The 26,220-nt window shown below is 66.3% G+C and carries 26 protein-coding genes and 1 tRNA gene; 20 read left to right on the top strand and 7 right to left on the bottom strand.

Going from position 1 to position 26,220, the window contains the following annotated elements; translation table 11 throughout:
* Positions 1–263 precede the first annotated feature (263 nt).
* Positions 264–1,892 (top strand): ABC-F family ATP-binding cassette domain-containing protein, encoded by a 1,629-nt coding sequence (locus VM054_11085; protein HUT99602.1) that lies wholly within the window; start codon positions 264–266, stop codon positions 1,890–1,892.
* Between the two features lie 81 nt (positions 1,893–1,973).
* Positions 1,974–2,918: a hypothetical protein gene (locus VM054_11090; GenBank protein ID HUT99603.1), complete on the top strand. Its 945-nt coding sequence runs from the start codon at positions 1,974–1,976 to the stop codon at positions 2,916–2,918.
* Positions 2,919–3,371: 453 nt separating this feature from the next.
* Here the strand turns inward: VM054_11090 and VM054_11095 are convergent, their stop codons facing one another.
* Complete coding sequence (locus VM054_11095) at positions 3,372–3,857, bottom strand: tetratricopeptide repeat protein (GenBank protein ID HUT99604.1); 486 nt, start codon at positions 3,855–3,857, stop codon at positions 3,372–3,374.
* Positions 3,858–3,935: 78 nt separating this feature from the next.
* On the opposite strand from VM054_11095, the gene VM054_11100 reads away from it, so the two are divergent.
* Positions 3,936–4,802 (top strand): GNAT family N-acetyltransferase, encoded by an 867-nt coding sequence (locus tag VM054_11100; protein ID HUT99605.1) that lies wholly within the window; start codon positions 3,936–3,938, stop codon positions 4,800–4,802.
* Positions 4,803–4,934: 132 nt separating this feature from the next.
* Here the strand turns inward: VM054_11100 and VM054_11105 are convergent, their stop codons facing one another.
* The 3 genes from VM054_11105 to VM054_11115 all read right to left on the bottom strand — a co-directional run bounded on the left by VM054_11105 (position 4,935) and on the right by VM054_11115 (position 6,112).
* Positions 4,935–5,114, bottom strand: a complete 180-nt coding sequence (locus tag VM054_11105) for a hypothetical protein (protein HUT99606.1) — start codon at positions 5,112–5,114, stop codon at positions 4,935–4,937.
* Complete coding sequence (locus VM054_11110) at positions 5,111–5,629, bottom strand: hypothetical protein (protein HUT99607.1); 519 nt, start codon at positions 5,627–5,629, stop codon at positions 5,111–5,113. Before VM054_11110 ends, VM054_11105 begins: the two co-directional genes overlap by 4 nt.
* A 66-nt stretch (positions 5,630–5,695) precedes the next feature.
* Positions 5,696–6,112 (bottom strand): universal stress protein, encoded by a 417-nt coding sequence (locus tag VM054_11115; GenBank protein HUT99608.1) that lies wholly within the window; start codon positions 6,110–6,112, stop codon positions 5,696–5,698.
* A 128-nt stretch (positions 6,113–6,240) separates the two neighbouring features.
* Here VM054_11115 and VM054_11120 point away from each other — a divergent pair, with 128 nt between their 5' ends.
* The 12 genes from VM054_11120 to VM054_11175 all read left to right on the top strand — a co-directional run bounded on the left by VM054_11120 (position 6,241) and on the right by VM054_11175 (position 16,765).
* The gene (locus VM054_11120) at positions 6,241–6,576 is read left to right on the top strand and encodes a hypothetical protein (GenBank protein HUT99609.1); all 336 of its coding nucleotides are present in this window, start codon (positions 6,241–6,243) and stop codon (positions 6,574–6,576) included.
* Between the two features lie 12 nt (positions 6,577–6,588).
* Positions 6,589–7,260: a hypothetical protein gene (locus tag VM054_11125; protein ID HUT99610.1), complete on the top strand. Its 672-nt coding sequence runs from the start codon at positions 6,589–6,591 to the stop codon at positions 7,258–7,260.
* Positions 7,261–7,388: 128 nt separating this feature from the next.
* On the top strand, positions 7,389–8,120 hold the full coding sequence (locus VM054_11130; protein HUT99611.1) for a ParA family protein: 732 nt from the start codon (positions 7,389–7,391) through the stop codon (positions 8,118–8,120).
* 392 nt (positions 8,121–8,512) lie between these two features.
* The gene (locus VM054_11135; GenBank protein HUT99612.1) at positions 8,513–9,058 is read left to right on the top strand and encodes a hypothetical protein; all 546 of its coding nucleotides are present in this window, start codon (positions 8,513–8,515) and stop codon (positions 9,056–9,058) included.
* 30 nt (positions 9,059–9,088) lie between these two features.
* Positions 9,089–9,847 (top strand): zinc ribbon domain-containing protein, encoded by a 759-nt coding sequence (locus VM054_11140; GenBank protein ID HUT99613.1) that lies wholly within the window; start codon positions 9,089–9,091, stop codon positions 9,845–9,847.
* A gap of 158 nt (positions 9,848–10,005) precedes the next feature.
* Positions 10,006–11,985, top strand: a complete 1,980-nt coding sequence (locus VM054_11145; protein ID HUT99614.1) for a hypothetical protein — start codon at positions 10,006–10,008, stop codon at positions 11,983–11,985.
* 179 nt (positions 11,986–12,164) lie between these two features.
* Positions 12,165–13,004, top strand: a complete 840-nt coding sequence (locus VM054_11150; protein ID HUT99615.1) for an inositol monophosphatase family protein — start codon at positions 12,165–12,167, stop codon at positions 13,002–13,004.
* 10 nt (positions 13,005–13,014) lie between these two features.
* Positions 13,015–13,896, top strand: a complete 882-nt coding sequence (locus VM054_11155) for a tetratricopeptide repeat protein (GenBank protein ID HUT99616.1) — start codon at positions 13,015–13,017, stop codon at positions 13,894–13,896.
* Entirely contained in the window at positions 13,886–14,683 is a 798-nt protein-coding gene (locus tag VM054_11160; protein HUT99617.1) for an RsmE family RNA methyltransferase, read from the top strand. Before VM054_11155 ends, VM054_11160 begins: the two co-directional genes overlap by 11 nt.
* Before the next feature lie 15 nt (positions 14,684–14,698).
* Positions 14,699–15,040 carry a histidine triad nucleotide-binding protein gene (locus VM054_11165; protein HUT99618.1) on the top strand — a complete coding sequence of 114 codons (342 nt, stop codon included), beginning with the start codon at positions 14,699–14,701 and terminating at the stop codon, positions 15,038–15,040.
* Positions 15,040–15,816 carry a biotin/lipoate A/B protein ligase family protein gene (locus VM054_11170; GenBank protein ID HUT99619.1) on the top strand — a complete coding sequence of 259 codons (777 nt, stop codon included), beginning with the start codon at positions 15,040–15,042 and terminating at the stop codon, positions 15,814–15,816. The genes VM054_11165 and VM054_11170 overlap by 1 nt, the downstream gene beginning before the upstream one ends.
* A gap of 31 nt (positions 15,817–15,847) precedes the next feature.
* On the top strand, positions 15,848–16,765 hold the full coding sequence (locus tag VM054_11175) for a peptidylprolyl isomerase (GenBank protein HUT99620.1): 918 nt from the start codon (positions 15,848–15,850) through the stop codon (positions 16,763–16,765).
* A 31-nt stretch (positions 16,766–16,796) separates the two neighbouring features.
* On the opposite strand, the gene VM054_11180 is transcribed toward VM054_11175, so the two are convergent.
* Positions 16,797–18,218 (bottom strand): radical SAM protein, encoded by a 1,422-nt coding sequence (locus VM054_11180; GenBank protein HUT99621.1) that lies wholly within the window; start codon positions 18,216–18,218, stop codon positions 16,797–16,799.
* A gap of 134 nt (positions 18,219–18,352) precedes the next feature.
* Between VM054_11180 and VM054_11185 the strand changes: the two genes are divergently transcribed.
* Positions 18,353–20,137 carry a M14 family zinc carboxypeptidase gene (locus VM054_11185; protein HUT99622.1) on the top strand — a complete coding sequence of 595 codons (1,785 nt, stop codon included), beginning with the start codon at positions 18,353–18,355 and terminating at the stop codon, positions 20,135–20,137.
* 242 nt (positions 20,138–20,379) lie between these two features.
* Here VM054_11185 and VM054_11190 read toward each other — a convergent pair whose 3' ends face one another.
* The gene (locus tag VM054_11190) at positions 20,380–21,729 is read right to left on the bottom strand and encodes a sigma-54 dependent transcriptional regulator (protein ID HUT99623.1); all 1,350 of its coding nucleotides are present in this window, start codon (positions 21,727–21,729) and stop codon (positions 20,380–20,382) included.
* Between the two features lie 373 nt (positions 21,730–22,102).
* A complete protein-coding gene (locus VM054_11195) occupies positions 22,103–23,155 on the bottom strand; it encodes a branched-chain amino acid aminotransferase (GenBank protein ID HUT99624.1) in 1,053 nt (350 codons plus the stop codon).
* Positions 23,156–23,751: 596 nt separating this feature from the next.
* Between VM054_11195 and VM054_11200 the strand changes: the two genes are divergently transcribed.
* The 4 genes from VM054_11200 (at position 23,752) to VM054_11215 (ending at position 26,217) form a co-directional block, all read left to right on the top strand.
* Positions 23,752–24,018, top strand: coding sequence for a hypothetical protein (locus tag VM054_11200; protein ID HUT99625.1), 267 nt, complete (start codon positions 23,752–23,754; stop codon positions 24,016–24,018).
* A gap of 74 nt (positions 24,019–24,092) precedes the next feature.
* Positions 24,093–24,581, top strand: coding sequence for a LysM peptidoglycan-binding domain-containing protein (locus tag VM054_11205; GenBank protein HUT99626.1), 489 nt, complete (start codon positions 24,093–24,095; stop codon positions 24,579–24,581).
* A 434-nt stretch (positions 24,582–25,015) separates the two neighbouring features.
* A tRNA-Val gene (locus VM054_11210) sits at positions 25,016–25,092 on the top strand.
* Between the two features lie 261 nt (positions 25,093–25,353).
* A complete protein-coding gene (locus VM054_11215; GenBank protein ID HUT99627.1) occupies positions 25,354–26,217 on the top strand; it encodes a hypothetical protein in 864 nt (287 codons plus the stop codon).
* Positions 26,218–26,220 lie beyond the last annotated feature (3 nt).

The raw sequence follows: 26,220 nt of genomic DNA on the forward strand, positions 1-26,220 counted from the left end.
TTGGGGCGGGTGTCCACACCCGCCCGCCTCTCCTTGCCGAATCCCGCCGGTTCGACTATACTCTATCCGTGCCTCCTTCCGACGGTGGATGACGACTCAACCAAGGGAACCCCGCCCGATGTTCTAAGGCGCGACCCGACCCGACCTCCCGGTTCAACCGCGTTTAAAAAAAACGCGGTGCGCTTCGCGCCGTATTTATAAAACAACTGAACCTCTGGGGCGGTCGGCGAACCCGGCCGCCCCTTTTTCTTTGCAGGGAAAAAATGCTGCAACTCCACGCCATCCGCAAATCCTTCGGACCCGCGGAGGTCCTGCGCGGCCTGGACCTGTCCGTGGGCCGCCGGGACCGCCTTGGCCTGGTCGGGATAAACGGCAGCGGCAAATCCACGCTCCTGCGAATCGCTGCGGGCCTCCTGACCCCGGACTCCGGCACGGTGGCCCTGGCGGGCGACGCGACCGCGGCCTACCTGGAGCAGGGGGCGGCCGAGGAGGCCTGGCGCTCGGGGACCGACGGAGATGAAAGCAGGCGTTCGCTCCTCGTGCGCGGCCTGGACCGCCTGGAACGGACCTTGGGCGCGCTTTGGGAAAGAAGCCTGACCGGCGACACCGGCGCGGTGGACGAGCTGGTGGCCCGGAGTGGCTACGAGAAGGTCGAGCGCGTCTCCCGCCTCACCCGGCGGCTGGGCCTGACCCCGGAGCGGCTGGAGCGCCCGGCGCTCGAGCTCTCCGGCGGCGAGCTGGCCCGCTTCGATCTCGCCCTCCTGTTGGCCGGGGAGCCGGACCTTCTGCTCCTGGACGAGCCGACCAACTTCCTCGACGTGGACGGCCTGGCCGAGGCGGAGAAATTTCTCTCGCGCTACGGCAGGGCCTTCATCGCGGTCAGCCACGACCGCGCATTCCTCGACGCCGCGGTGGGGGGGATTCTGGAGCTGGAGGACGGGCTCCTGCGGCGCTACCACGGCGGTTACACGGATTACCGCCGCCGGCGCGAGGAGGAAATCGCCGCCGCCTGGGAGGATTTCCACCAGGCCAAGCGCGAGCGGAAAAAGCTCCTCGAGGGGCTGAACCGGAGGCTGGGGCTCCTGCACCGGATGGAGGGGGGAGGATTCACCGGCACGGCCCACGCCAACCGGGCCGGCTCGGACACCTTCAGCCGCCGCGCGGCCAAGGTGGCCCGCACCGCCCGGACCGTCAAGCGCCGCGTCGCCCGCCTCGAATCCGACCGGCTGGTCCAGCCCAAGACCTACGGGCTGAAAATCAGGCCGCCGTTGAACTCGCCCGCCCGCGCCGGCGAGGTCATCGCCCGGGCGGAAAATCTACGCTTCGCCCACCCCGGCGGCGCCGAGCTCTTCCACGGCCTCGATTTCACCCTGTACCGCGGCGAGCGGGTCCAGCTCACCGGCCCCAACGGCTCGGGAAAAACGACCCTCCTGCGCCTCCTGTTGAGCGAGCTTAAACCGGCGGGCGGCGCGGCGGGGCTGGGCCTCAACGTGCGCGCCTTCCACGCCGACCAGCGCTCCCTGGGACTGCCCGCCTCCGGGACGGTCTTCTGTGCGCTGCGCCGGAGCACCGAGCTCACCCGCAACGGGATACGCTACCTCCTGGCCAGGCTCCTCTTCCGGCGCGAGGAGGCGGAGAAGCCGGTGGCCTCCCTCTCGGGCGGCGAGCGCGCCCGGCTCTTCCTGGCCGTCGTCTCCGCCACCGACGCCAACCTCCTCATCCTGGACGAGCCGACGGCCCACCTGGACCTCGCGTCAATCGAGGCCCTGGAGGGGGCGCTGGCGCGGTATCCGGGGACGGTGCTCTTCGTCTCCCACGACCGGGCCTTCGGCCGCACCGTTGGTAGTCGCCGATTCACGCTCGCCCCGACGATTTTCTTGAAATCGGAGTGAAAAGCTGCTACTATTAGTCAATTCGCCTGTCAACGCTAGTCCAAGCTATCCCCCCGAGGGGGCAGAACGAAAGGACCTCCAATGAAACGCCTCTTCGTCATTCTTCTGGCTCTGGGCCTCATATCCGGAGCCCTCGCCGTCACGGCGCAGATAGACACCACCGGCAACATGATCAAGGTCGAGCAGCGCTCCACCCAGGAGCTCGAGGGCGGCAAGGCCGTCACCACCATCTTCCTGGAGTGGGGGAACATCAACGAGGTGTCCGGCGTCGGTTTCCACGCCTTCGACGGCTTCGTGGACCCGGAGCACGGTGAGATTGCCGTAACCGACGTGCGCATGTTCGATTCCGGCGGCGCGTACCGCATCGGCTGCGACGACAAGGTCACCAACGAGGGCCCGGACTACGTCGAATGGCGCGCCAGCACCCTGGGCGCCACCGACGGCCTGACAGTCCGCATCGTCAGCGACCGCGACACGGCAATCCACGTCAAGGTGGGCGATTGGTACGGCGAGTTCCAGCTCAAGGCCGGGAAGGTCGTAACCGACTCCCTGCGCGCCACCACCAGTGTCTGGAGCCCCGGCAGCTCTGCCTCCGCGACCGTTCACGTGACCACGACCACCGGCACCAACCGCGCCAACGCCTGGACCAAAGACATGATCATCCTGGTCCGCTGGGGGAATCTGGACAAGTACGACACCACCCCCTTCGAGAGCTTCGACGGCACCGCCACCGTCATCTCGGGCGACGCGACCATCAAGGTCGAGAACTGGGTCAACTGGGAGAAGGGCGGCCAGTACGCCCAGGGCAAGGACGACTCGGTGACCAAGAACGGCCCCAAGGAGATCAAGTGGCGCGCCTCGATCAAGGCCGGCGACACCGACGGCATTGACATCCTGGTTACCCCCAAGTCCGGCACCGTCAAGGTCAAGGTCGTCGTCGGCGACTGGAGCAAGACCTTCACCTTCAAGACGACCACCAGCAGCGGCGGCGGTGGCGGCGGCGGCGTCTGGGGCCCGACCCCCTAAGTCCGACCGTTGATAATAAAGAGGGATCCCAAGGGGTCCCTTTTTATTGGGGGAAGAGGGCCGCCTGCGGGTCGGGGTGAGAGTCGTGGCGGTCCCCCTCTCCCCGTGGGAGCGGCGCGCCGACGGGACCGGGGTGAGGGCTGCATTAGAAAAAAGGGCCGACATGCGGTCGGCCCGAGACCGCGAATCAAACCCGTAGGGGCGACCGTCCACGGTCGCCCGTTCGATTGTAACTCGTAGGGGCCGACCTTCAGGTCGGCCCGCGGGCGGGTGTGGACACCCGCCCCTACGTCATCGCAAACCGGGGTGAGGGGCGCATCGGTTTCCCTCTCCCCGTGGTAGAGGGGTTATGGGTGAGGGCTACATTAGAAAAAAAGGCCGGAATTATCCCGAAAGCGGCGGCCCGTAGAAGGACCGCCCTACGGCATGGCAAGCCCCGTACCGCGCCACGGCTCAACCCCCGGCGCCGTTCCGCTCCAGGCCGCGCAGGCGCCCCAGAAGAGCCCGGATACGCTCCCCCTCCACGGCGTCGGCACGCAGCCGGAGGTACGCCTCCAAGTGCTCGATTCCCCGGGCGTAGTTCGTCGTGACCGCGGCGTAGGTCATCCCCAGGAGGTAATGGGTGTCGGCGTCCCCGGGGTTGAGCTCGAGCTCCTGTTCCAAAACCTCGATGGCCCGGTCGTAGAGCCCGGTTTCGGAGTAGGCCAGCCCCAGGTTGTGGTAGGCCAGGTGGAGGTCTTTTTTTATCTCCAGGACCCGGGTCAGGTCCTTGACCGCCTGGTCGTACCAGGGCTCCTCGACCAGCGGCTCCACGTTGAACCCCCGCCCGCACCAGGCGCAGCGCACCCGGGGCTGAGGGCGGGTCGGGTAGCTCGCGCGCCGGCAGTACGGGCAGCGCAGGACCCTCTCCTCGCGACTTACCGGCGGACCGTCGGTCATCGAAATCCTTTTCTATCGGGTGCCCGGTGGGCTATTATAGCGGAGAGGTGAACCCACCGCCACACCCGAGGAGGGGAAGTGGAGTTCCGACCCGCCGGTCCCGAAGACGCCGAGCGCGTCCGTGAAATCTGCCGCGACATCTGGGAGGGCCGCGACTACCTGATGCGGGCCATTGACCGCTGGATCGCCGAGGGCGGGGTCTACGTGGGAGTCGTGGGAGGCGCCCTCGTCGGGATGTCGCGGATCAAGCGGCTGGGCGCCGACGACTGGTGGCTCGAGGGCCTGCGCGTGGCGCCCGGAAGGCAGGGGAAGGGTTACGGCAGGCTCCTGCACCGGGCCACGATGGAGGAGCTGCGCCGGCGCGCGCGCGGGGTGGTCCGCTTCTGCACCGCCGACACCAACCGCTCGGTGCCGCTGGCCCGCCGGGACGGTTTTACCGAAATTTTAAACCTCCCCTTCCTCGACCGGAGCTACGGGGGGGAAAGTCCCGGGCCGCTGGAGGAGGCGCTGGCGCGGAACGGCGCCCGGGAGGCGAAGCCCGGTGAGCCCGGGTTGCTCGAATTTTTACTCAAGGCCTGCCGGGGGGACTACGCCGGGCTCCTGCCCCGGGGCTGGCACCACCGGACGGCCACGGCGCCCACACTTTCGGAGGAGCTGGCCGGGGCGCGGATTCTGGCCCGGGGCGGCGCCGGAGTCGTCGAGGCGGCACTGGTCTCCAACCCCAGCTCGCAGTACGACGGGGACCTGGACCTGAACCTGGTCGCGGGCCCGCCGGAAGCGGTCGGGAGCCTCCTGCCATGCCTGGGGCCGCTGGCCGTGGAGATGGGGCGGACGGAGGTCGGAGGCGCCGTCCCGGAGAGGTTTGTGGAGAAATTCCTCTCGGCCGGGTTCCGGGTCCCCGAGGGGTTCACGCGGCAGATGGTCTTCGAGCTGCGGTTGCCGTGATGGGAATCGGCGATTTTCTTGCGGGCGACCGTGGAGGACTCGTCCTACCGGTCGCCCCTACGGGTCTGTTTCGCGGTTTACGTAAAGGCGGGTACCCGCACCCGCCCGCCGAATCACCGCTCACCCGGCCCCTCAGGCGTTGACCAGCCCCACGATCCACAACGCCCAGAACGCCAGCAGCAGCCCGCCCCAGAAGAGCGCCTTCGGGCCGATGAACTTCACCTCGGGCGTCACGGCCCGGCGCAGGAATCCGAAGGCGCAGCCGATCCACCCCAGAAAGCCGATCACCACGGCCGCCGACCAGAGGCTCATCCCTCACCCCCCGTTGCGCCGTCGCCCACGGCGGCGAAAATTTGCATGAGCTCTCCGGTCGCCTCCGCGGAGACACCGGTGAAATCGTCGTCGGCGAAGAGCACCAGCAGCAGGTTTCCCGAGACGGTCCACCGCAGCGGGGGACCGTCCCCGCCTTCCCAGCGCTCCCCGGCCTCCCGGGCCTTCGATTCGTCGTCGAAGGTCCAGAACAAGAGGTCCACCCCCACGAGGTCGCAGCGCAGCGCCCGACCGCCGTCGGCGCCGTACTGGTTGGGGTCGGGGTTGACGATGGCCGCCAGGGGGTAGCGGGAATCCTCGAGCCGCTCCTCGACCCGATCCAGGTCGGCCTGCGTATCCCACAGATGGAGGGTGACTTCCGACGGAGCGGAGCCGGTCTGGGATCCGCCGTGGGCGACCGGCGGTTCATCCCTGGTGCACCCGGCGACCAGGAGAAAGACGAAAAAAGTGGACGCGAGTAGCGCCGGGGTCGTGCGCCTACGGAAACGACCGGCCACGGGCCCGGCCGACCCTTCTCGTTTTTTATTATTGGATACGGGTCGGTTCATGACGGGGGACGGATTTTAGAAATCCTCCAGGCTGGGAACCAGAAGGATGGGGACGTTGGTCAGCCGCGACAGCTCCGTGATGACCTCGTCGGGGGCGTTGTCGTCGGGTCCCAGTCCGAGGGTGATGATGTCGGCCTCCTCCTCGGCGGCGACCTGGGCGATGACCTGGGGTGCGCGACCGATGCGCAGGAGCGTGCGGACGTTTATCTTGGCCCCCTTGACGTCGTACAGGGATAGGGCCCAGTCCCCGTCCTGCCACCGGCTCTCGTCCTCGATGACGTGGAGGACCAGCAGCTCGGCGCCGAGGTGCTCGGCCACGTGGATGATGTAGGCGCCCTTGTGCCGCGCCGGGACGCTTCCCGAGGTGGTGGCTAAAATCCTCAAACGTCGGCCGCCCTTGCGACCGAAGATTCCAAGGATACCCTTTTTCAAAGACCCTCCCCCTGGCTTTTTTAGTGGAAAGGAGCCGTGACCGACCGCAAGTCCATTATAGCCCAGCCGGTCGCCGTTGGCAAACCCGAACGCTTGACAGGGGGGAGGCTCCGGGTTAAGCTTTTTACGTGGCAAAGGCTTGGCTCATCCGCTTCTGGTCCCTCGGCTCCCTCTTTCTGGCGGCTCTCGGGGCCCTCCTGGGGCTCCTTCCCTTCACCACGGCCTGGGGCGTGGTCCTTTTGTCCCTTTCTCTCGTCTCCGGAGCCGCTTTTCTCATCGTGGGGAGGGGCCGCTTCGGGGAAGCCTGGCCAAAGGCGGTCCGCTTTTTCGGCTGGTGGACCGTGGCCCTCGCCGTTTTCGCTCTGACGCTGACCCTGTTGCTCACCGGCGCCTTCGGTGGTTGCGAGCGCGAGGTCGAGGGCGCGGCCGAAGGGGCGCGGAACCGTGAAATTGTGGGTGAGTGAGAGGAGGTCTGTATGACGGGAGAGGATTTACGGCTACGCCGTCGCAGATACACGACCCGGGCGCTGGGGACGGCCGCCCTCACCGCGGCGCTCCTCGACCTCCCCGTGGCCGCGAATTACCTGGTGCCTGTCTTCTTCGAGGTTTACCTCGAGCCCTGGTTCTGGCCCGCACTGGCCGCCGTCGTCACCTGCGCCGTTTTCCTCCGGCTGCTCTTCTCCGCCCGGCGCTCCGGGGAGGGGAAGCCCTTCCGCACGGCGCTCCGGGGGATGATCTTCCTGGGATCGAACGACCACGCCGCGCGGTCGGTACTGCCCGCCGTGGTCTGGCCGATCTGGGCGGCGGCCCTGGTGATGGGTTTCCGCGCAGTGGGGCCGCTTTCGGTCTGGCCCGGCGCCGCTCTGACCCTCGGGGACGAGGCCGGCTCCCTGGTGGCCCAGCTCAGATTCACCCTCCCCTTCGTCGTCTGGCCCGCTCTCAGTCTGGCCCTGGGTGTCGCCGCGCTCGTGGTCGCGCTCAGGAAAAGCCGTCCCGTCGTTCTGCCCCTCGTCGCCGTGGCTCTATCCCTTTTATTCATCGCCGGGGACTTTATCCTGCGCTCCGTGGGAGCCCGAATCAACGCGAGTTCCGAGGAGATGCTGGAAGATGAGATACAACGGATGATCGAGGAGGCGAAGACGGAATGACGCAATCCATTGACAGTTAATCTATTCTACATTAAAATCTCTTGTGGATTGTCGGATTAATCCGCATCCGGTGGCCCATAGGGGCGTCGCGGGGCGGCTCGGGTTCACATTAAGAACATTCAGGAACCGTGAAGAAGCTCAGCGTATTCATCGCCAAGGGCGGCACTGGCAAGACGACTACCGCGGTCAACCTGAGCGCCGGCCTGGCCGAGCGCGGCAAGCGGGTCGTCCTGGTGGACGCCGATCCGCAGGGTTGCGTCTCCTCCTACTTCAACATCGCGCCTACCGGTGGGCTGGCCGAGCTCATCCTCGGCGAGAAAATCAAGCTGGTGCGGCTGCGGAACAACTTCGTGGTGATGACCTCCGGCGGGTCCTGCCTGTGGGACGTGACGGGCAAGCTCAGCCAAACTCCCGATCGCTACAACCACGTCTCGAAGGCTTTCGCCCGACTGCGCGATTGCGACTTCATCGTCTTCGACTGCGCCCCGAGCCTGGACGTGCTGACCTACAACGTGCTCAACTACACCGACAACGTTCTCGTCCCGGTCTCGATGGACTATCTCTCCGCCCTGTCGGCGGTGGAGACGGTCAACGCCATCCACCAGTTCAGGGAGACGGGGAACGGCCGGGTCTTCGGCGTGCTCCCCACCTTCTACGATAAGCGCACCCGGATGTCCCGGATAATCCTGCGGATGATCAAGGATCACTTCGGCAAGCTGGTGACCGAGACCATCATCCGGACCAACACCCAGATAAACGAGGCCCCGAGCACCGGTTCCACCATCTTCGAGCACGCCCCGTACTCTTACGGCGCCGCCGACTACCTGAACCTCGTGGACGAGATAGACGCCAGGCTCTAGGCGCACCGGTCGGATTGGACGGTGACGGTCGAGCGGGCGTGACGATAAACGGTGCGGAATCGGCGGGCGTGCGTCCTCGGCACGCGATGCCCCGGGTAAAGCGGAGTACGCGACCGACGACCGAGCGGCAGGCCCGCTCCCGGTGGAACTACCGGGGTATGGAAATTGCTGTTCACATCGGACCGAAAAGCTGGTAATCTTTCCCCTGTGTATCCGGGTCCCAAGACAGCGTAGTGAGCTTGGCGGTCTGGAGGACCTGACTTTAACCCCCGGTTTTCCGAGCTCGATCCAGACCGTTCCGGACCCCGTACCGCGGCGGCAGGACTGTACGGGACAGGCGCAACGTCCGGGACGGCCCGCACCGACCTAGGACCGAATCTTCTGGAGGATAAATGGCCGCAGAAAAGGCCAAGAACGGTGAAACGGTACTGGAGATGATCATCCTGAAGCAGCGGATGCATTGGTCGGAACGCGGCTTCAGCATTCTGTTCTCCTGGGTGATGATCGCGCTGGTCATTGCCGGAGGCTTTTTCACCTCGCGGATCATCAACCTGTTCGAGAGCTACGGAATCTATCTGGACTTATCCATGGTGGTGTTCTGGATTCTCGTGATCCCGTTCATCGTCAATATATACATCACGCGTCTGTCCCAGCCTTTCTACGCCGTGACCGACACCCGGGTGGTCATGACGAAGTCGTACTCGAAGGACGTGGCCGTAGCTCTCCCCTTGAATGAAATCGTCCGGGCGGAGATAGTCTCGAAGCGCGGCGGTTCCGGCAACGTAAACATTTACACCAACGTGAACAGCGGCAACCGCCTCCTGATAACCAGCGAAGGGGAGTTCGGCGTCGCCTCGATGACGAACGTGGCCAAGCCGGAGAACTTCGTCAACACGCTCAACGCTGCCAGACGCAGCCTGAGCATGGGCGGCGAGTAGGGGTGCCGTTCAGGGTCTGGGGTTTTGTTCATGGGACAAATCGAGTGCCAATCCTGCGGTCGGTCCATCTCCTCTGACTCCACCGCCTGTAAATACTGCGGCGAACCGGTGAAGTCGGCGCAGGTCGTAGAGTCCACCCTTTCCAACACAGTCACCTGTCCCGGGTGCGGCCAGACCGTCAAGGCCGGCTTGGAAGTCTGCCCCCACTGTGGTTTCGAGCGGAAGGTCGCGAGGAAAAAAACGCCCCTGAAGACGAAGCCGGAGAAGGCTCCGCCCCAGGTCATCGTCCCCCGGAAGAAGGCCGCCGTCGAAGCGCCTCCGGCCGCAAAGGTCGCACCGCCTCCGGCCGCGAAGGCCGTCCCGCCTCCCGTCGCCAGTGTCGCGCCTCCACCGGAAGTTCATGCCACCGAGCCGAATGTGGCCCCTCCGGGTAAATCGGAGCCGGCCACCTCGACGAGGGAGCCCCGGACCCGGACCCCCGAGCCGCCGACAAAAATTGACCAGGAGCGCATAGACGCCACGAGGCATACTTCCGCCACCACGGAGCTGCCACCACCGCCTCCGGGTCTGGACTCCGACTACCTGCCGGAGCGCCCCGAGGGTCTGATCTCCAGCAAAATACACGTCTTCCTCCGCGGCCTTCAGCTCGGCGTCAAACCCATGGACTACCCGGCCCTCATCACCAACATCCGCTCCCACAAGGTCAAGCTCAACGATTTCATCTATGACGAGGCGTGGAAGAGCTGGCGGACCATCGCCGACATGTTCAACCTGCCCGAGATGGAGTGAAACTGCGGTTTGAGTTGGCGGCGGCGGCATGTTGACCTTCACTTACCACCGGGCCCGGCCCGGTTTTTTAAAATGAAGTAAAACCTTTGCTGAAAAAAGTAACGGTCCCGGCGAAACGAAGTGACGCCCCCGGCGACACTACAACGGCGCTGCCGTGAATGGCCTTTCCACTTTTTAAGACACCGAAGAGACTGGCGGTCTTCCTCCTACTGACCGCCGCGGGACTGCTGGCGGCGGCGCACTTGGCCGTCGGCTGGCTCTGGCCCGCGGCCGATGAGGCGCGGGAGCTCCGGGAGAATCTGCGGACCGCGGGCATCGGCCTGAGCTGGGAGGCCGCCGGGCGCGACCTGGCGCTGAATCTGGTCCTGGACGGTGTCGAGGTGGGCGGGCTCCCCGCCGAGCGGCTGACCCTGGGGGCCGACCGGTTCGCCCTGGAGGGGGCGGCTCTCGGGGTGGACGAGCTGGCCTCGCTCGCCGGGATGGCGCGTGCGCTGGGGAAAAGCGGCCTGTCGCTCGGGGGAACCCTGGACCTGGGTCGGGGTCTTCGTCTCCTCGGTGTGTGGAACGGCGTCGTCGCCGACGACCGGCTTACACTGGCCGGGGACGCAGTCCTCGCCCGCCGGGGGCGCGAGCTCGAGGTTTTCACGTCATTTCACCTCGCCCGTGGGGCGATTTGCCTCACCCTGGAGTCGGAGGGGAGCCTGGTCGTCGGACGGCTCGACTCCGGGGGCTTTTTCTTTTCCCCCCGTCTGGAGGCGGCCGAGCTCACCGGGCTCTGGGGCGGCGATCCGGTTCAGGCGGGCGGAACCGTCTGCGGCCTGGGTTGGCCCGGCGAAAATCGCTGGCTCGTCTGGAGCTCCGGCTTCGGGTTGCGCCGGCGGGGGGCGCCCGAGGAGTTCTCCTCCGGGCCCTTCTTCTTCGAGTACGACGGGGGAGACTGGACCGCCTGGCTGGCCGATACGGGAACGGCCCGCGGAACGGACGGCGAGCTCGCCGAGCTTTCCCTCTCCGCCGACCTGGACGTCCGCCACCTGGCCCGGTCGGTGCTCCCCCTGGGCAGCACGGGGTCCGGCCTGGTCGGGTGCGAGGTTCTCTTCCACAGGCTGCAAGCGCCGCGGCTCTCCCTCACCGCCGAGGGGGTCGCCCTGGGCCTTCCCGATGGGACGCGCCTGTCCCTCGAGGGCGGGTTGTCTCTGACGGACGGCGTTCCCCGGGCCGACTGCCGCTTCGACACGGGGGGCGGTTGGCTGAATTACGGCATCGGCGATGACGGGGGCGCGACCCTGGCCGGGGAGGGTGTCGCACTGGACTCCGCCTGGCGCGGCTGTCTCAGGCTGCGCGAGGTCATCCCCCCGCTGGGATTGCTGGACCTCGGACCGCTCATCGCGCCCCCGACCCTGACGGTGGAGCTCGACGACTGCCGCTGGGGTGACTCGCCGCTGGGGCGGGTGAGCGGCGTCGTCAGCCGGGCGACCGCCGGCTGGACCGCCAACCTGACCCTGGATATGGACGGCGGTCGGGCGCGGTGCGTCTGGCGCCTGGACCTCCTCGGCGGTCAGCGGATCCGGGGGAGCTTCCGGAACCTCCCCCTCGCGCTCATCCGCGTCCTGGGGGCTGAAGAGGCCGGTCTGGAGCCCACCGGCGGGCGGATGGAGGGAAGTGTGGAGATGACCCTGCGGGGAGCCGAACCGGATTCCCTGACCTTGAACCTCACGGCGACCGGGGTGGAGGCGCCGCTGCCGCCGTTCTTGACATCCCTCTGGCGCTGGGCGGACACCGGCGCCGACCCGCCCGCGCTCACCGGGGCGGGGCTCGAGTTCGCCTGGAGCCTCCGCGGTGGTGGACCCGGTGAAATGGCCCTCCGCTTGACCTCCCCCGACCTGCGTGTTACTTTAAGCTCCGGCAGCCGGGCGGCCTGGGCGGGTGCGTTGGACATTTCCGGGCGCCTCGAGGTGCCGCCGGGGGTGGCCCGGCGGATGTCGGAGCGAGGCGTCCTCGTCTTCCGCACCCCGAGCGGCTGGGGTGCCGTGCCCTTCCATCTGGGCGGGACCTGGACCGATCCCCAGCCCCGTTTGGATCTCGTGCAGTCCCGGCTCCTCGCCGCCTCCGAGCCGCCGCCCGGGACGGTGGGCTGGTAGGGCGGGAAGTTCCGAGAACTCCCCGTTGAAAGCCGACCGCGTTGGAGGGTCCACCCCACGCCTTTCCGGGATGAAAGCCGGTCTGTTGGCCGGTGCGGACGAAGAAGGCGTCCACCCCACGCCTTTCCGGGATGAAAGCCGGTTTTCCGCACGACGATCAAACTCCTGGAGTCCACCCCATGCCCTTCGGGGATGAAAGCCCCGCCGCGTCGGGGAAGGCGAACCTGGCGCCCGTCCTGGCCGAGGCGATAGACATCGCCCGGGAGGCCGGGGCGCTCCTGCGCGACCTCTTCTTCAAGCCCCGCGACGTGCGATACAAGGGGAAGATAGACCTCGTCACAGACGCCGACAGCGCCGCCGAGGAGCTGATTCTGGGGCGCATCGCCCGGACCTTTCCAGACCACGCCGTCCTGGCCGAGGAGTCCTCCGGCGGCCGGATTCCCCGACCCGATCCCCCGCCCCGCCACCTGTGGCTGGTGGACCCCCTGGACGGCACGACCAACTACGCCCACGGGTTGCCCATCTACGCGGTCTCGATCGGTTTCCTGGTCGAGGGGGCGCCGGCGCTCGGGGTGGTGTACGATCCCTCCCGCGACGAGCTCTTCCACGGCGGCGTCGGCCTGGGCGCCTACCTGAACGACCGTCCGGTCCGGGTCAGCGCCGAGGCCGACCTCGAGCGGTCCATCCTGGCCACCGGTTTCCCCTACGACCTGCGGGTTTCCGCGGACAACAACCTGGACCACTTCACCCGGTTCAGCTACGCCACCCAGGCCATCCGGCGCCTGGGGTCGGCGGCCCTCGATCTGTGCTACGTGGCCTGCGGACGGCTCGACGGCTTCTGGGAGCTCAAGCTCCACCCCTGGGACACGGCGGCGGCCGCGGCCTTCATCCCCGAGGCGGGGGGGAGGGTCAGCGATTACGCCGGCGGCCCCTTCGACGTCTTCGGTCTGGAAACCGTGGCCTCGAACGGTCTCATCCACGGGGCGCTGATCCGGGTCATCTCTTCGGACGAATCGTAAAGGAGCGGCTATGCGGTGGAAGGCGTTGCTTTTCGGTGGGTTGGCGGCCCTCCTCCTCGCCTCCTGTGGCGGCGGGGATGAGCCCCCGGCCGATGAGACTCTCGACCTCACCGCGCCCCCGGACGGCGGAGCCGTCGCCCCCGTCGAGGTGCCCACCGCCGAGCGGTACGCCGAGGTGGCTGAGGGCCCGCTGAACCTGCGCGAGGAACCCACCGTGGATTCGGCGGTCATCGTCCAACTGCCCGTCCGGGCCCGGGTGGAGATTCTGAGCGAGGGGCGCCAGGAGACCGTCGGGGAGGACACCGACCGCTGGTACGAGGTGCGCACCGCCGACGGAAAACATGGCTACGTTTTCGGGGCTTTTTTAACGCTGGACGCACCGGCGCCGGCCCAGGGGACGCCCGCTCCCCCGACCACCCTGGAGCTGCCGGGCTCGGCGACCCCGATTCCCGGGGACCTCGGGCCCGTCGAGCTTTTAGGCCTGTCCGAGGAAGCGGAGACGACGGGCCGACTGTTCGAGGCCGCGGATTACCTGGCCGCGGCGCTCTCCGCCAACCCGGAGAACGTAAAGGGCTACTTCCACCTGAGCGATTTGTACTTCGAGCTGGAGCGCTACGCCGACGCCGCGACCGCCCTGGAGAATTACATCGCGGGCGAGCCCGACAGCTTCTGGGGGCACAACAACCTGGGCCTGGCCTACATCCGGGTCAAAAACTACCCCCGGGCCATCGCCGTGCTGGAGCGGGCGGTGCAGCTCGAGCCCGAGGGCCGCTCCGGGGAGGCCGGAAAAGAGGCGGTGCGGCTGGCCTACCGCAATCTCATCGCCGCCTACCAGGCCAACCGGGACACCGAGGGCGCCGAGCGGGCGCGTCGGCGGATGGATGCCCTGTAGCATGTCAACCCTCGGCGAGCGCTTCGCGTTCCTGCCGCGCTTCCGCTGCGAGGAAGAGCTCGCCGCGGGGGGGCGGGTGGAGCTCGTCGGCGAGGAGGCGCACCACGCGCTCCGGGTGCGGCGCCTGCGCCCCGGCGACGCCCTGGCGCTCGTCAACGGTCGGGGAACCACCGCCCGGGGAACAATCCTCCGCCTGACCGCGAACGGATTTTTCGTCGGAATAGAGGAGACGGCGGAGCGGTTGGGCGAGTTGCCCCAAAAAATCGTCCTCTACCTGGCCCTGGTCAAGCACCGCCGCTTCGAGGAGGCCCTGTACATGGCGGTGGAATTGGGCGTTTCCGCCGTCATTCCGTTGGTTTCCGAGCGCAGCGTGGCTCGGCCGAACCCGGAGCGGCTGCCGGAGCTCCTGTCGCGCTGGCGCCGGGTGGCCTGGGAGGAGACGAAGCTCTGCGAGCGCAGCGTGGTCCCGGCGGTGGGGGCGCCGGTAGACCTCGCCACGGCGGCCAACTGCAGTGCCTGCAACCACAAAATAATTCTCACCCCGCGCCGCGGGGCCCCGGCCCTGGACCGGCTGGTGGAAAACCTCGGCGCGCGCGAGGGGGAACGCATCGCCCTGGTCGTCGGACCCGAGGGCGACTTCACCGACACCGAGCTGACCTATGCCCTGGCCCGCGGCTGCCGGGAGGCGAGCCTGGGTGACCGGCTCCTGCGGAGCGAGGTGGCGGGTGTGGCCGCCGTGACGGCGACCCTGGCCGGTCTGGGCGCCCTCGAGGAGTTCAAAAGGTAAGCTGGGAGAGATTCCATGCGGGATTGCATCTTCTGCCGGATCGTCGCCGGGGAGATTCCCTCGGCCAAGGTTTTCGAGGACGAGCGCTACTACGCCTTCCGGGACATCAACCCCAAGGCGCCGGTGCACTTCCTGGTCATCACCCGGGAGCACATCGGCGGGGTGGCCGACATGGAGGGGCGCGAGGAGCTCCTGGGCGGCCTGGTGACCACGGGGGTCAGGTTGGCCGCCGAGCTTGGGCTCGCCGACGCCGGTTACCGGTTGGTTCTGAATCAGGGGGCCGACGGGGGGCAGAGCGTGCCCCACGTACACCTCCACGTCCTGGGCGGGCGCGCGCTGGCCTGGCCGCCGGGGTAATGGAAACGCTGCGCGTGATTTTCTCCCCGCCCGGCGACGCCCGGTGGAACATGGCCGTGGACGAGGCCCTCCTAGCGGGGGTCATCGGGGGTGGGACCGGTCCGACGCTGCGGCTCTACTCCTGGCGACCGCCGGGGATCAGCCTGGGACACTTCCAGCCGGCGGGGATGGCGGACCTCGGAGCCTGTGCGCGGCGCGGGGTGGAGGTGGTGCGGCGCGTCACCGGCGGCGGAGCGGTTTTCCACCACGGCGACGTGACCGCCTGCCTGGTCTGCCCGGCGAGCATCCTGCCCCGCAACGTCCGGGAGAGCTACCGTCTGTTATCCGGGGCCCACGCCGCGGCGATTCGTTCCCTGGGTCTGAACGCCGGGGCGGGCGGCGAGGCCCCGCCGCTCCCCCGCAGGTTGCGTCCCGGCTACGACTGCTTCGCCCGGCTCACCGAGTGCGACGTCGCCGTGGGCGGGGTGAAGGTGGCGGGAAGCGCCCAACGTAGAAAAGGCGGGGCGGTCCTCCACCACACCAGCGTCGTCTGGGAGCCCCAGCCGTCGGAGCTGCTCATCGAACTTCTGCCCGGCGCCGCGTCCCTCGGTCGTCCGGCGGCGGTGCTGGAACTCGCCCCGGGAGCCGACCGTAGGGGGTTCGAGGAGCTTCTAGCCGGCGAGGTCGCCCGGGCCCTCGGCCTGGAGCCGCGGATCGGTGAGTTGACCGGCGACGAAATATCGAGCGCCCGGCGACTGGCTGGGGAAAAACGCTTGGAAATCGTTCAACCGGGGTAGGACGCCCCTTTACGTAACACTGCGAGGTTCCATGAGGTTGAAACCGGCCCTGCTCTTTTTGATACCGCTCTTTCTATCCTGCACCGGCGGCTCCCCAGTCGGGGACCAGGATTACATCGTTGCCCGCGTGGGCGACGCCACCCTGACCCGCCGCGAGGCCGGACGCCTGCAGATCGAGGCCAAGCAGGGCAACCTGGTCTTCCCCACGGTGGAGAGCGTGGTGGAGAGCTGGGTCCTGGACCAGCTCGCCTACCAGGAGGCCATGCGCCAGGGGATAGACAAAGAGGAGGAGATGGCCTGGATGCTCGAGCGGCAGGCGATCACCCTCCTGCGCGCCGCGCTCATCAAGCGGGAGGTGCTGGATCGGCTGCCTCCGGTGACGGAGGCCCAGGCCGTCGAATTCTACGAAAAGCACAAGGAGGATTTCCGGGCCAGGGAGCCGCTGGTCTGGGTCTGGATGCTCGAGCGCAACGACGAAGAGAGCGCCTGGCAGGTTCTCAGCCGCCTGAAGCCAGACGGCTCCAACTTCCGCGCCGAGGCCCAGCTCTGGAGCCAGGGCGTGTCCCAGCCCAAGGGCGGCGACCGGGGCTACATCGGCCAGTCGAGGCTCAAGCCCGAGCTGTGGGCTGTCTGCCAGGCGATTCCACTGGGGAAGGTCTCCGCGGTGATTCCCTACCGGCAGGGTAACATCACCCTCTTCGCCATCGTCCTGGTAAAGGATAGGATTGACACCGGCGAGTTCCAGAAACCGGAGGGGGTGGGGTACGACCTGCTGAAAGAGCGGGCGGCCGCCTTGCAGTACCGCGATGTGCTCGAGTCCTACATGGACGGCTTGCGCGAGAAGACCACGGTGTACGTGGACTCCGACGCCGTCGCCAAGCTGGACGCCGAGGCGACGCGGACCGAGGAGGAGATAGAGAACCCGGTACCCATCCTGGGCGAGCCGTAAAAAAAAGGACGCGGCCCCGGGCCGCGTTTTTTTATCGCCGGTCCACGGCCTCTTTTATCAGCACACCCCTGGTCTCACCGGCCAGGAGGCGCGAGAGGACCGTCCCGTCGCCCCGTGTCAGCGCCGCCTGCCAGAGCGCCTGGCGCGGCGATTCGCCGGTGAAGGACTGGACGCCGGCCCGGCGCAGCACGCCCGCGAGGAGCTTCCGCCTCCGCCTCAGCTCCCGCTCGCCCAGGAGCGGTACGTCGGCCAGCGGCGTGCCGGGCTTGGGGACGAAGGGAGAGGCCGACACCGTCAGGCGCGTCCGGTCGAGCTTTTTTTTGATTTCCGCGGTCAGGGAACCGGCGGCGCGGAGGTCGTCATCGGTCTCCCCGGGCGGGCCGTACATCAGGTACAGCTTGAGACCGCGGGCTCCGGCCTTTCGCGCGGCGTCGGCGGCGGCGAGGATGTCCCCGTCTGAGAGCCCCTTGCCCAGCTTATCGCGCAAGCCCTGCGAGCCCGCTTCGGCGGAGAGGGTCAACGTCCGCTGGCCCAGCTCCACCAGGAGGCGGGCCGTGTCCCCGTCCAGGAGGTCCGCCCTGAGGGAGCTGGCCGTGGCCCGCAGGCCCCTCCCCTTCAGCCACCGGAGGAGGTCGCGGAAACCGTCCCCCTCGGCGACCGCGGCGCCGACGAGCCCCACCCGATTCACGCCCAGGTCCCCCGTCACCCTGAGAATCTGTTCCCTCAGGGCGTCGGGATCGGCCGGTCGGAAGCCGCCCGCCGTCCAGCACACGGCGCAGAAACGGCACCTGCGGGGACAGCCGCGCCCCAGCTCCACCAGCGCCGTCTCGCCGAAGTGTCCCGCGGGGTGCACCGTCTCACTCGCCGCGTAGGAGCCGGACGTCCAGACCCGGCGCTCCCCCGGCGCACCGAGGGCGTCAACGTGGAGGCCGAATTTTCCGAAGAGCGACCAGGCCTCCTCCCTCGTGCGGGGCGGATTTTGAAAAGTCCCCTCCAGCACCGACGGCAGGACGGTCTCGGCGTCTCCCCGATAAACCGCGTCGAAAAAGGGCGCCAGGGGCAAGGGGTTCAGACCGGGGGCGACGCCGCCGGCGATTAAGAGCGGCCCCCCCCTCTCCCCGTGCCCGGCGAGGAGGCCGGCGGAACGCAGCGTGTCCAGGAGCGCCGGGTAGTCGTTCTCGAAGGAAACCGAGGCCAGGACCAGATCGAAGGAACCGAGGGGGCGGTCCCAGGCGAAGGAGAGGGGCCGGCCCTCCGACCGGTCGAGGGTGTAGAGTCGGTCGGCGGACCAGCCGGGGGTGTCGTCGGTCAGCGCCCACACGCGCTGGTGGCCCAGGTTCGCAAGGCCGGACGCGTAGTCGTTGCCCCAGACGACGCAGGCGGAAAGCGGGGCACCGGGTCGGCTCCGGCGGCCCCGTTCGCTTTTACGCAACCGGACGATCTCGCGCTTCATGCTCCGGCGGGCTCCTCCGCGCGCGTTTCGAGGGACCAACCTTACCACCGACCGGTCCCGCTGACAAGAATGCCTTGAATCCGCGCCGTTTTTAAGTTTATACTTGAGATGGTGGGTGGAGAATAGGACGTGGGATGAAGAGACCGTTTAACGTGTTGCTATTCCTCGCGGTGCTCTGGGCGTCCGCCGCGCCCGCGGGGACGCAGTGGGTCGTCGTCGAGGCGTACAGCCGCGGCGATTTCAATCAGCTCGCCCCCCTGGACCTGGACGTCCTCTCGTACAACACCGCCGACGGGCTGCACGTCCTGGCCACGGACTCAGACCTCGAGGCCCTGGCCTCCCTGGGCTACCGCTGGCGGGTGGTGGACTACGATTTCTCCCAGGTGCGCTTCGGCTCCCGGGGCGGCGACTCCTTCTACGGCGGCTACCGCACCATCGCCGAGACCGAGGCCGAGCTTCAGGAGCTGGCCGCCGACCACCCCGACATCTTCGACCTTTTCAGCCTGGGCCACAGCTACCTGGACCGGGACATCTGGTGCATGAAGGTCAGCGACAACCCCGCGGTGGACGAGGCGGAGGGGGAAATCTTCATCCACGGCAACACCCACGCCCGGGAGATAATGACCCTCGAGATTCCCATGTATTTCCTCAACCGCATCGCCGAGGATTACTACACCGACCCGGAGCTGGCCTACCTCATTGACGCCCACGAGGTGTTCATCGTCCCCTCGATCAACCCCGACGGCCACGTCTGGGTGGAGGAGCATCACGACGGGAGCCCTTACGGCTGGCGGCGGAAGAACATGCGGCCGCCAGACGGCGTGGACCTGAACCGCAACTACGGCTACATGTGGGGCTACGACGACCACGGCTCCAGCCCCAACCCCTGGTCGGATCTCTACCGCGGCACCTCTCCCTTCAGCGAACCGGAGACTATGGCGGTCCACGACTTCTTCCTGGACCGGGAGTTCCAGTTCGCCGTCAGCTACCACAGCTTCGGCGAGCTGATTCTGCTCCCCTGGGGGTACGTGGACGAACCGACCCCCGACGAGGCGACCCTCCGCGAGTACGGCAACGCGATGAACGCCGTCATCACCGGCCAGGGGCACGGCCCGTACGAGGTCGGGCGCCCCGGCGAAATCCTCTACCCGGTGAACGGAGATTTCGACGATTGGTCATACGGAGGGGATTATTTTCCCGATGGGATCTCCCCCGATGATGCCTTCGAGGGTGGGGTGCCGGGCTTCTCCTTCGAGGTGAACACGGAGGAGGAGGGGGGCTTCGCGCCGCCGCCCGCGGAGATCGAGCCGACCTGCGAGCTGCACTGGCCTGTATTTCTGTGGATGCTGGAGAACGGGGCCGACGCGCCCGCGGGATCCCTCACCGACCTGGCGGCAACGCCGGTGGGCGACGGCGTGCGGATAAGCTTCAACGTCTGCGGCTGCGAAGAAATCTACTTCATCCTCATGCGCGAGGAGGCCGACGGATGGCGGCCCTTGAATGAGAGGCCCCTCGAGGGCTACACCGACGTGATGTACTACGACCTGGACGTGGAGCCCGGCGGGACCTACCGGTATCGGGTGGACGTGCTGGGCCGGTACGGCGACCCGACCAGCTACGGCCCCGTGGAAATTACCCTGCCCCCGGACGGCGGGCGGGTGGTGGAGCTGCGCAACGCCTTCCCCAACCCGGCGGTTGGCGGCACCAATATTTCCTTCTACATGCCCGAGGCCGGCGAGGTCGAGCTGGCGGTGTACGACGCCGCGGGCCGCCGGGTGGCCACTCTGGCCGACGGGTACGAGACCGCCGGCGAGCACGCGGTGTCCTGGGACGCCTCGGGTCACGCGCCGGGCGTCTACCTCTACCGCCTTACCGCGGATGAGGCCGCCCTCGTCCGCCGGTTCGTCGTCAGCCGGTAGTTGTGGACGGTAGGAGGGCGGGGGTTTTCGTATCCCGTTCTTTTTTTTATGTGCAGCGGCCCTCACCCCGGGTTGTGATGATGTAGGGGCGGGTCTTTAGACCCGTCCGCGGGCGACAGTGGACGGTCGCCCCTACGGGGTGGATGCGCGGCGGATAGGCCTAGAGGCGGGCCTTTAGACACACGGGCCGACCTGAAGGTCGGCCCCTGCGAGGGGGTCTCGTAGGGGCGGGCGTTCTCCACTCACTCCAGGTTGTACCGCTTGCGCTTCTCCAGAAGGGTCTTGCGGTTGATGCCCAGAATCTGGGCGGCCTCGGCCTTGTGACCGCTGGTCCGGGCCAGGACCGCCTTGATGTACTCCCGTTCCAGTTCGTCCAGGGAGAGCCCCTGGGCCACGGCGTGCCCCAGAAAGCCGTCCTCGGCGGCCAGGATGTTCTCCGGGAGGTTTTCCAGGGTGACGTTGACCCGCTCGCCGTCGGTGAGCACGACGATGCGCTCGATCAGATTTTCCAGCTCGCGGACGTTTCCGGGCCAGGGGTAGCGTTCCAGGGCCTCGACCGCCCCCTGGGAGATGCCCTCCAGTCGGCGGTTGTACCGCTGGCAGGTCCGCTCGAAGAGCGCCTTGGTGATGAGAATGACGTCGCCCTCGCGCTCGCGCAGGGGCGGCAGGGTGACGGGCACCACGTTGAGGCGGTAGAAGAGGTCGCGGCGGAAGCGCCCCTCCTCCATCTCCCGTTCCAGGTCGCGGTTGGTGGAGGCCACGATGCGGATGTCCACATCGCGGACCTGGTTCTCGCCCAGACGTTCGAAGCGGTGCTCCTGGATGAGCCGCAGGACCTTGGCCTGGAGCGGCAGGTCCAGCTCCGATATCTCGTCGAGGAAGAGGGTTCCGCCGTCGGCGTTCTCGACACGCCCCGGCTTGTCGCGGTGGGCCCCGGTGAACGCCCCCTTCTTGTAGCCGAAGAGTTCGCTCTCCAGGAGCCCCTCGGGCAGGGCGGTGCAGTCTATCTTGATGAAGGGCCCGTCCCTCCGCTTGGAGTTGTAGTGGATGGCCTTGGCCACCAGGTCCTTGCCGGTGCCGTTCTCCCCCCGGATCAAAACGGTGGAGTCCACGTCGGCCACCTTGGCGATGAGCTTGAAAACCTCATGCATCTTCCTGGAGTTGCCGATGATGGTTTCGAAGGTGTAGCGGTCGGCCAGCTCGCCCTTGAGCTCCCGGTTCTCGCGCAGGAGCTTCCGCTTTTCCAGGGCGCGTTCGATCTGGACCAGGACCTCGTCGCGCTTGATCGGCTTGGAGAGGTAGTCCTCGGCGCCGCGCCGCATCGCCTCCACCGCCGTCTCCACGCTCCCCTGGCCGGTCATCATTATCACCGGCAGGTCCCCGTCAACATTCTTGGCTTCCAGCAAAAAGGTGAGGCCGTCCATCCCGGGCATGACCAGATCGGTGAAGACCACGCCGATGTCCTCTCCGCGGATGATGTCCAGCGCCTCGGCGCCCTGCGAGGCGGTCACCGGTTCGTAGCCGCCCTTCTTGATTATGGCGGACAGCAGGGCCAGGGTGGGCTGGTGGTCGTCTATGATCAGTATTTTCATGGGGCTCCCCCTGCGGCGGTTTGTTACATCACGGTAATAATGTAACACAGGGGTTAAATTGTATCCACACTCGCGGTGTTATAAAAAGGTACACACACATCCGGGTAGGACCTGCCGAGGTTTTTTAACGAGGGGGCCGGTGCCTCGTGGTGCTTTAGGGCGGGGATGTTGGTCCCCGCCGTGTCTTTTTATCAATAGTGCTCCTCACCCCGACCCGTGAGCGAAGGCTCCTCCCGCAGGGAGAGGGAAAATGTAGGGCGGCCCCTCTGCGGGCCGCCGCGGGCCGACCTTAAGGTCGGCCTCTACGAGCCATTACGGGGCGGTGTGGAATACAAAGACCCCTATTCCGACTCCCTCCTCGGGTGGATGCCGATCAGCCCTTTATCTCGTGGCGCCAGCCGAAGGGATCGGGCCTGGCCGCCGTCTGGATGCCCACCAGCTCGTCGTAGAGCTTCTGCCAACGTTCGTCGAAGGGGAAGGTCCAGCTCTTCTCGGGCCCCACGATTTCCTGAACCCAGACGAGCACCGCGGCGGTGCCGCAACAGGCGGCGGCGTCGAGTGTGTCCAGCTCCGCCAGCGGGATTTTCCGGGTCTCGGTGGGCCACTTGAAGACCTTTTCCGCGATTTCCATGATCGAGCGGCGGGTGATGGAGGGGAGGATGGAGTGCGACTCGGGCGTGATGAGCGCCTTCCCCTTGAGACCGAGGAAGTTGGCCGCCCCGATCTCCTCGATGTAGGTGTGAAGGGCGGGGTCGAGGTACAGCGCCTCGGCGTAGCCGTGGCCCTTGGCCTCGTGTCCGGCGATGAAGCTGGCCGCGTAGTTGCCGCCGGCCTTGATGTGCCCCGTGCCCCGGGGCGCCGCCCGGTCGTGTTCCGACACCCGGAAGCGCTTGCCCTGGTCGGGTCCGAACCCGCCCTTGAAGTAGGGACCCACCGGGGTGACGAAGATGCGGAAGATGTAGCTCTTGGCCGGCTTGACGCCCACGTTGTCCCCGACGCCCAGATAAAAGGGCCTCACGTAGAGCGCCGCCCCGGATCCGTAGGGCGGCACGTAGGGCAGGTTGGCCAGCGTGACCTCCTCGATGCCCCGGATGAAGAGGTCCTCGGGTATCGGCGGGGCCTGGAGGTACCTTGCCCCGTCGTTCATCCGTCGGGCGTTCTCCAGGGGACGGAAGGCGTACACCTTCCCGTCGGTGCCGGACTGGACCTTCATCCCCTCGAAGAGCTCCTGGCCGTAGTGCAGCGCCTGGCTGCCCTCGGGTAGGTGCATCACGCTGTCCTCGATGACCCCCCGCGTCCGCCAGATTCCGTGCTCGAACACCGCCTCGAAACGGTAGGGGCAGCGGAGGTAGTCGAAGCCGAGGTTCGAGAAGTCAAGCTCCGCCGTTTTCCCGCCGTTCAGGAAGTAGAAACGTGGTTTATCCATCCCTTCTCCCGTTACGTTGACGTTGGGGACGACCAACCTCGGCATGATAACCGATACGCACCGCCCTGACAACCCCGGGCGCCATTTGCACAATTTTGCAAAAACGGATGAAATATGGTATGATTCACAATTACTCAGTTGGAATTAATTGGAACCAAGGAGTTGGGGAAACATAAATCGCCAATCGGTCGCCGCCCTGCAAACCGATTCCCGACCGCGCCATCGCGCTCATCGTCGCCCGGGGTATACTTTGGGGGCCGGCGGGATTGCGGAGTGGGTGGAATCCGCTGCGGTGAACGAAGCCGAGGTCGAGGATTTATCCCCCCTCAGCGGTAATTCTCGAAAATGTTTTAATCCGGCAATGGCAAAGAGATACAAAAAAACTTGACATTTAAATAACTCCCGGTTAGCATCACAGTGCAGTCCAATCAAAAGAGACGCGGATAGAGGGTCCTCTATTTAAGTAAGACAAGGCTTTTTCTTCACTTATGAAGTTCCGAGGTCAGGATTCCACAGGAGTGTCCTGACGTAATTCCAGCCGAGCAAACCCAGATCCCTTTAGACCGGAGGTGGTGTCAAGAATGCGGAAATCGACCATGAGGTGGCTGGTTCTCGCCTTCGCCTTCGCCCTCCTCGCCATCGTTCCCTTCATCACCAGCTGCGGCTACTCCGATGCTGAGCTGAAGGAGTACGACGTAGCAAAAGCTGGCAAGGTGAGCGCTGACAAGAGGCTGAACGCTGCTCAGGATGAGAATGAAAGCCTCAAGGCCAGAATCGAGCAGAAGGATGCGGAGCTCGAGAGGGCTAAAGAGAACCTCGCTCAGAAGAAGGCCGCGTACGAGGAATGGGAGGCTTCCCGCTAGAACCGGGGAGTCCCGACCTCACGAAGTTAACCGATAACAAACAAGCACATAGAGGAAGGGGGCGGTAAGTCCTTATGAAGAAATTCTTCCCGATCCTCCTGGTTATCCTCTTCGTTCTCCCGGCCTTCGCTCAAGGTGAAGTGGAGCTCTCCGACGTGGAGAGGGATCGCATCAAGGCCGAACTCGATGCTGACGAAGAGGGAACCGGACTGAGCCGTGAAGAGCTCGTCGAGAAGTACAACGGCGAGGCTGCCGACCTGAACGGCAAAGCTGAGCCCATCGAGGCCGAGAACGAGACGCTACGCGCTCGTCTGAACGACCTCGAGAAGCAGATCCAGGATGTCAACGCCGAAGCCCGCAAGTACGAGATTCCCGTCGAGCCGCCGAAGAAGTACGACACCTACGTCGTAGTTGACGGTGACTGCCTCTGGATGATCGCCGAGAACGTCTGGGGTTGGCAGCGTTGCGCCGAATGGCCGCGGATTTATGAGGTTAACAAGGACCTCATCAAGGACCCGGACCTCATCTATCCCGGCTGGAGTCTCAACATCCCTCTCGACTGATCTTCCTTGATAAAAAGGGGCCCGAAGGGGCCCTTTTTTGTAGGTGTATGGCGACTGGTGTTTTGTTCCGAGTTACCATCCAACCTCAATCGTGGAGAAGGGCCCGAAGGGGCCCTTTTTTGTTGAGTAGAGAGCCGTTGCCTTTCTGGAAAACGAAGTCTCCTGTGTAATTCCGTTTCTTGGGGCCCGAAGGGGCCCTTTTTTGCAAGTGGTTCGCACCGATCCGTTGAAACCGATGGATTGACACGTATCCCTTATCACTGACCAACGATCCGAGGGGGTCCTTTCTCATCTCGGACGTGCAGTCGGGATCTTGAAAAATTGCCGCCGCTCCCTCACCGACCGTGGAGCACGAATCGCACCCCGTGCGGGTCGCGACCCCCGCCGCCTTGACAACCCACCCCCTCTCTGGTAACTTCTCCCTGCCGCGTCTTGGGCGATTAGCTCAGTTGGTTAGAGTGCTTGCTTGACATGCAAGAGGTCACTGGTTCGATTCCAGTATCGCCCACCACGGGCCCGGGAGGGCCCGCTTTTTTTAGGGACGAGATTCACGCGGACCTGGGATGGCTCCCGGATCGGAGCGGCCGGTTCACGTGCACGGGGCCGCTTTTTTAAAAACTAAGCACCCGAGGGGGCTCCCGGCCTGCTGGAGAGAAACGTCTCCCCCGATCGGAACCCCGTTACCCCAGGTGTCGTAAACCAACCGTGTCCTTGACCGGCCGACCGGTCCCTGCTAAGATGCCGTCGTGAGCCCCCCGTCAGGAGCCAGCGGATGCGCACCGTTTCAACGATAATCCTCGCGGCCTTTCTCGCCGCCGCCGCCCGGCCCTGCGCCGTCGAAAAAACGGCGCCGACGCCCTCCTCCCCCTACGTCCTCCTGGTCGCCGACGAGGAGGACGGGGTGGACTTCCCCCAGCACTTTTACACGGGCTACGAGACCCTCCTGGACGCGCTGGGCGTAGAGTACAATCTCTGGGACCACGACGACAGCGGCGAGCCGGCCACGGACGACCTGGCTCCCTACGACGTGGTCATCTGGGTGACCTGCAATTCCTGCGGGCGCCCCGCCTCGGACCCCGTTTACGGCCACTCGGCCCTGTCCCCGGCCGAGGAGGAGACCCTGCGGCAGTGGCTGGCGACCGACGGCGGTCGGGGGCTGATGCTCTCCGGGATGTGGATAGCCTGGAACTGCGTCGCCGACGCCGACTCCGAGGACCAGATGCCCAGCCCCTTCTTCGATTGGTTCGTCGGCCTGGACTACCCCCGCGACAACTTCACCGACTGGATCGAGGTGGACGACGACTGGTCCCTCGAACCCACGGATAGCGCCCGGCTCATCACCGAATCCTACGACATCAAGTGGGTGAGCGTAGAGAATTTCCCCGACCAGCTCGAGTCCGCCGTGGGGTGGACCGAGGCCCACTGGACCGACCCCGACGGCGTCCATCACCACAAGGCCGTCATCGCCAACGAGGGCTGCAACTGGCGCACGGTTCTGTTCGCCTGCCCCCTGGAGGCCGTTTCCGGGGAGGCCAACCGCCGGGACATCCTGGACCGGGTGCTGGTGTGGTTCATGGAGGGTGAGGAAAACGTGGTCGAGTCTAGCTGGGGGGAGATAAAGGCGCGGGAGTGGTAGGCG

This window comes from bacterium (genome assembly GCA_035528375.1).
Lineage (GTDB): Bacteria > RBG-13-66-14 > RBG-13-66-14 > RBG-13-66-14 > RBG-13-66-14 > RBG-13-66-14.

Coding starts and splice junctions, on each gene's coding strand:
- VM054_11085 (HUT99602.1), top strand. CDS start 264: ATGCTGCAACTCCACGCCATCCGCAAATCCTTCGGACCCGCGGAGGTC.
- VM054_11090 (HUT99603.1), top strand. CDS start 1,974: ATGAAACGCCTCTTCGTCATTCTTCTGGCTCTGGGCCTCATATCCGGA.
- VM054_11095 (HUT99604.1), bottom strand. CDS start 3,857: ATGACCGACGGTCCGCCGGTAAGTCGCGAGGAGAGGGTCCTGCGCTGC.
- VM054_11105 (HUT99606.1), bottom strand. CDS start 5,114: ATGAGCCTCTGGTCGGCGGCCGTGGTGATCGGCTTTCTGGGGTGGATC.
- VM054_11125 (HUT99610.1), top strand. CDS start 6,589: ATGACGGGAGAGGATTTACGGCTACGCCGTCGCAGATACACGACCCGG.
- VM054_11135 (HUT99612.1), top strand. CDS start 8,513: ATGGCCGCAGAAAAGGCCAAGAACGGTGAAACGGTACTGGAGATGATC.
- VM054_11140 (HUT99613.1), top strand. CDS start 9,089: ATGGGACAAATCGAGTGCCAATCCTGCGGTCGGTCCATCTCCTCTGAC.
- VM054_11145 (HUT99614.1), top strand. CDS start 10,006: ATGGCCTTTCCACTTTTTAAGACACCGAAGAGACTGGCGGTCTTCCTC.
- VM054_11150 (HUT99615.1), top strand. CDS start 12,165: ATGCCCTTCGGGGATGAAAGCCCCGCCGCGTCGGGGAAGGCGAACCTG.
- VM054_11155 (HUT99616.1), top strand. CDS start 13,015: ATGCGGTGGAAGGCGTTGCTTTTCGGTGGGTTGGCGGCCCTCCTCCTC.
- VM054_11160 (HUT99617.1), top strand. CDS start 13,886: ATGCCCTGTAGCATGTCAACCCTCGGCGAGCGCTTCGCGTTCCTGCCG.
- VM054_11165 (HUT99618.1), top strand. CDS start 14,699: ATGCGGGATTGCATCTTCTGCCGGATCGTCGCCGGGGAGATTCCCTCG.
- VM054_11170 (HUT99619.1), top strand. CDS start 15,040: ATGGAAACGCTGCGCGTGATTTTCTCCCCGCCCGGCGACGCCCGGTGG.
- VM054_11175 (HUT99620.1), top strand. CDS start 15,848: ATGAGGTTGAAACCGGCCCTGCTCTTTTTGATACCGCTCTTTCTATCC.
- VM054_11180 (HUT99621.1), bottom strand. CDS start 18,218: ATGAAGCGCGAGATCGTCCGGTTGCGTAAAAGCGAACGGGGCCGCCGG.
- VM054_11185 (HUT99622.1), top strand. CDS start 18,353: ATGAAGAGACCGTTTAACGTGTTGCTATTCCTCGCGGTGCTCTGGGCG.
- VM054_11190 (HUT99623.1), bottom strand. CDS start 21,729: ATGAAAATACTGATCATAGACGACCACCAGCCCACCCTGGCCCTGCTG.
- VM054_11195 (HUT99624.1), bottom strand. CDS start 23,155: ATGGATAAACCACGTTTCTACTTCCTGAACGGCGGGAAAACGGCGGAG.
- VM054_11200 (HUT99625.1), top strand. CDS start 23,752: ATGAGGTGGCTGGTTCTCGCCTTCGCCTTCGCCCTCCTCGCCATCGTT.
- VM054_11205 (HUT99626.1), top strand. CDS start 24,093: ATGAAGAAATTCTTCCCGATCCTCCTGGTTATCCTCTTCGTTCTCCCG.
- VM054_11215 (HUT99627.1), top strand. CDS start 25,354: ATGCGCACCGTTTCAACGATAATCCTCGCGGCCTTTCTCGCCGCCGCC.